The sequence below is a fragment of the Mesorhizobium sp. M7D.F.Ca.US.004.03.1.1 genome, from assembly GCF_003998635.1.
GTDB lineage: Bacteria > Pseudomonadota > Alphaproteobacteria > Rhizobiales > Rhizobiaceae > Mesorhizobium > Mesorhizobium loti.
In genome coordinates this window covers 1-4,570 of record NZ_RZQG01000486.1, presented here as the reverse complement: position 1 = coordinate 4,570, position 4,570 = coordinate 1, and the positions used below count along the sequence as shown (strand labels likewise).

6 protein-coding genes are annotated in these 4,570 nt (G+C 63.9%); 2 read left to right on the top strand and 4 right to left on the bottom strand.

Annotated elements, in window-relative coordinates; genetic code table 11:
- Positions 1-185 (bottom strand): CNNM domain-containing protein (locus tag EN935_RS23465; RefSeq protein WP_127373654.1); only part of this gene is annotated, 185 nt, incomplete at its 3' end.
- 75 nt (positions 186-260) lie between these two features.
- Positions 261-1,175 carry a LysR family transcriptional regulator gene (locus EN935_RS23460; protein ID WP_126070126.1) on the bottom strand — a complete coding sequence of 305 codons (915 nt, stop codon included), beginning with the start codon at positions 1,173-1,175 and terminating at the stop codon, positions 261-263.
- 126 nt (positions 1,176-1,301) lie between these two features.
- On the opposite strand from EN935_RS23460, the gene EN935_RS23455 reads away from it, so the two are divergent.
- The gene (locus tag EN935_RS23455) at positions 1,302-2,324 is read left to right on the top strand and encodes an NAD(P)-dependent alcohol dehydrogenase (protein WP_127373653.1); all 1,023 of its coding nucleotides are present in this window, start codon (positions 1,302-1,304) and stop codon (positions 2,322-2,324) included.
- Between the two features lie 13 nt (positions 2,325-2,337).
- Here the strand turns inward: EN935_RS23455 and EN935_RS23450 are convergent, their stop codons facing one another.
- Entirely contained in the window at positions 2,338-3,045 is a 708-nt protein-coding gene (locus tag EN935_RS23450; protein ID WP_127265044.1) for an LssY C-terminal domain-containing protein, read from the bottom strand.
- A 113-nt stretch (positions 3,046-3,158) separates the two neighbouring features.
- Between EN935_RS23450 and EN935_RS23445 the strand changes: the two genes are divergently transcribed.
- Positions 3,159-3,878: a gamma-glutamylcyclotransferase gene (locus tag EN935_RS23445; protein WP_127265043.1), complete on the top strand. Its 720-nt coding sequence runs from the start codon at positions 3,159-3,161 to the stop codon at positions 3,876-3,878.
- Positions 3,879-3,884: 6 nt separating this feature from the next.
- On the opposite strand, the gene EN935_RS23440 is transcribed toward EN935_RS23445, so the two are convergent.
- The coding region (locus EN935_RS23440; protein WP_127373652.1) for an extensin family protein at positions 3,885-4,570 on the bottom strand (686 nt) is incomplete at its 5' end.

Here is a 4,570-nt window from a genome sequence, read left to right as displayed (position 1 = left end):
ACCGAGGAGAGGAACTTGCCGGGATTCGAACCAAGCTCGAGGGCGCGGCCGGCGCCATTGATGCCGCGGTCGATCATCGCTTTCAGCCGGGCCGGGCGCGACGAGACGATGGCGAGCTCGGACATCGACAAAAGGCCGTTCACGCAGATGAGGACGACCACGATAGCGATTTCGACGTATAGCATGAGCGGTCAATAGCATTGCCGCGCGGTCTTCGAAAATAGTCCGGCGTGTTTTTTGAGAAATGACCGGTATTTCGCTCACGCGGCATCCCAGGGCGGCGCCGAAAAATGTTCGACGAGAGCGTCGACGACAACCCGCACCTTTGGCGTGAGCGTGCGCGTCACCGGCCAGACGGCATGCACGACGATGTTCTCGACCAGGCAGTCCGACAGCACCATTTCGAGATCGCCGCTTTTGAGGCTGTCGGCGGCCAGCCATGTAGGCAGGAAGGTGATGCCGCAGCCGGCAAGCGCGGCATCCAGCATCGGCTCGCCATGGCCGAGGACGAGCCGCGCCCTGGGCACGAAGGTTGCCAGATGGCCGTCGGCATGCCTGATGACCCAGGGACGGACGACACCCTCGCGGCCATAGCCGATGACGCTGTGATCGGCGAGATCCTCGACCGATTGCGGCCGGCCATGCCTGTCGAGATAGGCGGGAGCAGCACAAATGGCCGAGCGCTGGGCGTAGAGGCGCCTGGCCGCAAGCGACAGGCTGTCGTCGAGTTCGCCCATGCGGATCGCCAGGTCGATGCCCTCCTCGATCAGGTCGACGCGGCGGTCGTTGAAGGAGATTTCTACCGTCAGGTCCGGAAACTTCCTCGAGATCTCGAACAGCACGGGGGCGACGCAGCGGCGGCCGAAGGCCAGCGGCACGTCGATCCGAAGCCGGCCGGACGGGACCTGCCGGCGCGAGGCGAGCAACGACTGTGCGGCTTCGATCTCGGCCAGGGCCCGGACGCAGGCTTCATAGTAGCTGACGCCTTCGCTGGTCGGGCTGAGGCTGCGGGTGGTGCGGTTCAGCAAGCGAACGCCGAGCCTCTGTTCCAGCTGCGCGATCGATTTGCCGATCGCCGACTTCGTCACATGCAGCCGCTCGCCGGCGCCCGTGAAGCTGCCAGCCTCGACCGATTGGACGAATGCGACGATGCCCTGCAGGTCGGCCGTTTCCATGATGATTTCCTATTGTCGACTTGTAGTCCGCAATTAGTCTCCAAATATGCCGCACAGAAGCACTATTTTCCATAGTCGGAAGGCATAAATGTCTCGCGTGGCATCACTCACGGAGCGCGAGACGACATGAGCACCCAAACCAACAGATACTGGCAAATGAGCGGCTTCGGCCTGTCGAAGCTAAGCCAGGTGGAAGGCAAGGTTCCCCAGCCAGGGCCGCACGATTTGCTGGTGCGGACCAAGGCCGTATCGCTCAACTACAAGGACAAGATGATCGTCGACGGCGTGCTGATCCCGGATCTCGCCTTTCCCTTCGTGCCGACATCCGACGCGGTGGGTGACGTGGTCGCCATCGGCAGCGCGGTCAGGCGCTTTCGGGTCGGGCAACGTGTGCTCGGCCAGGTGATCGCCGACTGGCCGGATGGCGACGCGCCGCCGGTGCTGCACAAGCACACGTTGGGATCGTCGCTGTCGGGCATGCTTTCCGATCATGTCGTCTTCGGCGAGGACGCCGCGGTGCTGGCGCCGCCGTCGCTCAGCGATATCGAGGCCGCGACGCTGCCGATCGCGGCGCTGACGGCTTGGTTCGCCATGGCCGAGGCGACCAGACCCGTGGCGGGCCAGACCATTCTGATCCAGGGCACCGGTGGCGTGTCGCTGTTTGCGCTGCAGTTCGCCGCCGCGTTTGGCCTGCGCGCCATCGTCACCTCAAGCAGCGATGAGAAGCTTGAGCGGGCAAGAAAACTCGGCGCCTGGCAAGGGATCAACTACCGCACGCAACCGGCATGGGACGAGGCCGCGCGTGAGCTGACGAATGGGCTGGGCGTGAACCACGTGCTGGAAATGGTCGGCGGCGACAATGCGCGGCGATCGCTGAACGCGCTGGCCGCCGATGGCCGGCTGTCGATCATCGGCCTGCTGGGCGCGATGGAGCTCAGCTTCCCGATCATGCCCTTCATGCGCAACCGCATCACCGTGCAGGGCCTGTCGGTCGGCCATCGCCGCGCCTTCGAGCGTATGAATCAGGCGATTGAGGCGCTGGCAATCAAACCGGTCATTGACAAGGTCTTTGGCTTCGACGAGGTGCCGCAGGCCTTGCAGCATCTGGAGAAAGGGCCGTTCGGCAAGATCGTGATCACCACAACCTGACCTTTGCGATGTGTCAGGGCAACGGCTTCAACACACCGACAATCGCCTCGCCGTCGGTGACATAGGGATCGCCGCCGCCATTGCGTCCGGTGGCTGTCGCGCCAATGCCTGCAAGGTCGCTGGTCGAGATCAACGTGCCGGCGGTCGCCAGATCGCGCATCAGAAAATCGCGCTCGGCGTCGATGTCGGGGCCGATATGGTGGGTGACGGCGCCGGTGTCGTGGCTGAGGCCGACGCCGCGGTCGAAGCTGGCCGAGCCCAGCCACAGCGGCCGGCCATCATCGCCGGCAGCATTGGTCTGCCAGAAGCGGACATGATGCCGGCGGTCGGCGCTGGGGCCCTCCGGCTTTTCGAAGGCGAGATCCTGGGCGCGGCCGTCGAACAGCAGCCGGCTGACCGGCGCATCGGGGTAGGGGTGGTCGAACAACACGCTTTCGCCGATTTCGATCGCGGTCTTCAAGGTCACGGCGTCGGCGGTGTCCCAGCCGGCAACGGCGAAGGCATGGACCACCTCCTTCTGCGTGCCGACCAGGCCGACATTGATAGGGTCACCGGGAATGCCTTGCGGCGTATGCGTCACCATCTCGAAGCGCTGCGTGCGAAAACCGCGATCGTGAAACGTCCAGAATTCCGGTGCGGCGAAATAGGCCAGCGCCAGATAGGCCGCGCAGAGCGCCACCAGCCAGGTCAATGCGCGTCGTCGCAGGCTTCGTTGGCTCATGAATGCGGCTCGATCCGTGCGGTATCTGTTGCCTGACGGACCCTGGAAATCAATGGTCAGCAGCGCGCAGCCGTTCTATCGTCCGCCATCGTTTTTGCGTGGGGTGAGCAGGAATGGAATGGAAGCCGGTGGGGCGCAGCTCGATGGCATTGACCGCGGACCTTGTCGCAAGGGTCGAGCGTATCGAACCGGATCCGGGTCCCGAGCCCGGAACAACCGAGCATACAGACGCGGAGTTCGATAGTCTTGTCGAGCAACTCCTGTCGGAACATCGGCCTGAAGCGCTGTGGGTTTTTGCCTATGGGTCGTTGATCTGGAACCCCGAATTCGCCCATGTCGAGCAGCGCCCGGCCACGGCGCCGGGATGGCACCGCTCGTTCTGCCTGAAGCTCACCCGCTGGCGCGGAACCCGCGATTTGCCGGCCTTGATGCTGGCCCTCGATCGAGGCGGCAGCTGCAACGGCATCGTCTATCGGCTGCCTTCGGAAGACCATTTCGGGCAACTTGGCCAGTTGATGCGCCGCGAGATCGATGCCAACCCGCCAACCAACGTGCCATGCTGGATCAAGGTCAAGACCAAGGACGGGCCGCTGCGTGCCTTGGCCTTCGTCGCCGCGCCAGGCGGCAGGGCCTATGCCGGCCGGTTGCCATTGGAGCAGGTTGCCGACACGCTGGCGCGGGCTGCCGGTCATTGGGGCTCGTCGGCGCAGTACCTATTCCGAACCGTCAGCAAACTGGAGGAGAGCGGGATTCGCGACCGGAATCTCTGGCGCATCCAGGATCTGGTGGCACGACAAATCATCGCTTCCACAGGTGGCGCCCAGCGCACCTGATCTTTCCTAGCGGCAGGCGCGATAGCCGTTCTTGCGGTTCTTGATGTCGAAATGGAAATGGTTGCGGTGGTCGTAATTGTAGCCGGGGCCGAGCACGGTGGTGAAATACTGACAACCGTCGGCGCGCACATTGTTGAGGAAGCCGCGGGTGCGGAAGGCAAACAGGCCGGGCTTGCGCACATCGATGTCGTCGCCATTGTTGAGCTCGATGCTCATGACGTCGAGCGCATTGCCCTTGCCGTGCTCCGACAGCACACCTTCGCCGGCGATGTTGCGGCAGGAGTAGCTGGAGCCCTGGTGGATGGTCTTCACGCCGGAGAAATAGCGCCAGCGGGCGGAGGGAACGAGTTCGTTCCTGGTCCAGCCGGCAAAGGTGGCGGCCATGTCGCAGGTCAACGTCGCGGCGGGCTTCATCTGGATGTTGCCGATGGCCGAGACCTTGACCGGATAATCGATGCCGCACTGGCCTTCATGGATCGGCGCCAGGTCGGTGAAGGCAACATCGAGGCGCTTCAATTGCTGCCGACAGTCGATCTCGCTGGCCGGCATCTGCTCGACCGGCGACATCGGCTCGTCCATGCGCGGATAGGCGGCCTGGGTCATGTAGGGATTGGAGGGAACAAGCTTCTGCATGCCGGTATATTGCGGCACGGCTGCAGTCTGGGAGCCGACGTCGACGGCCGGTTCAAGCG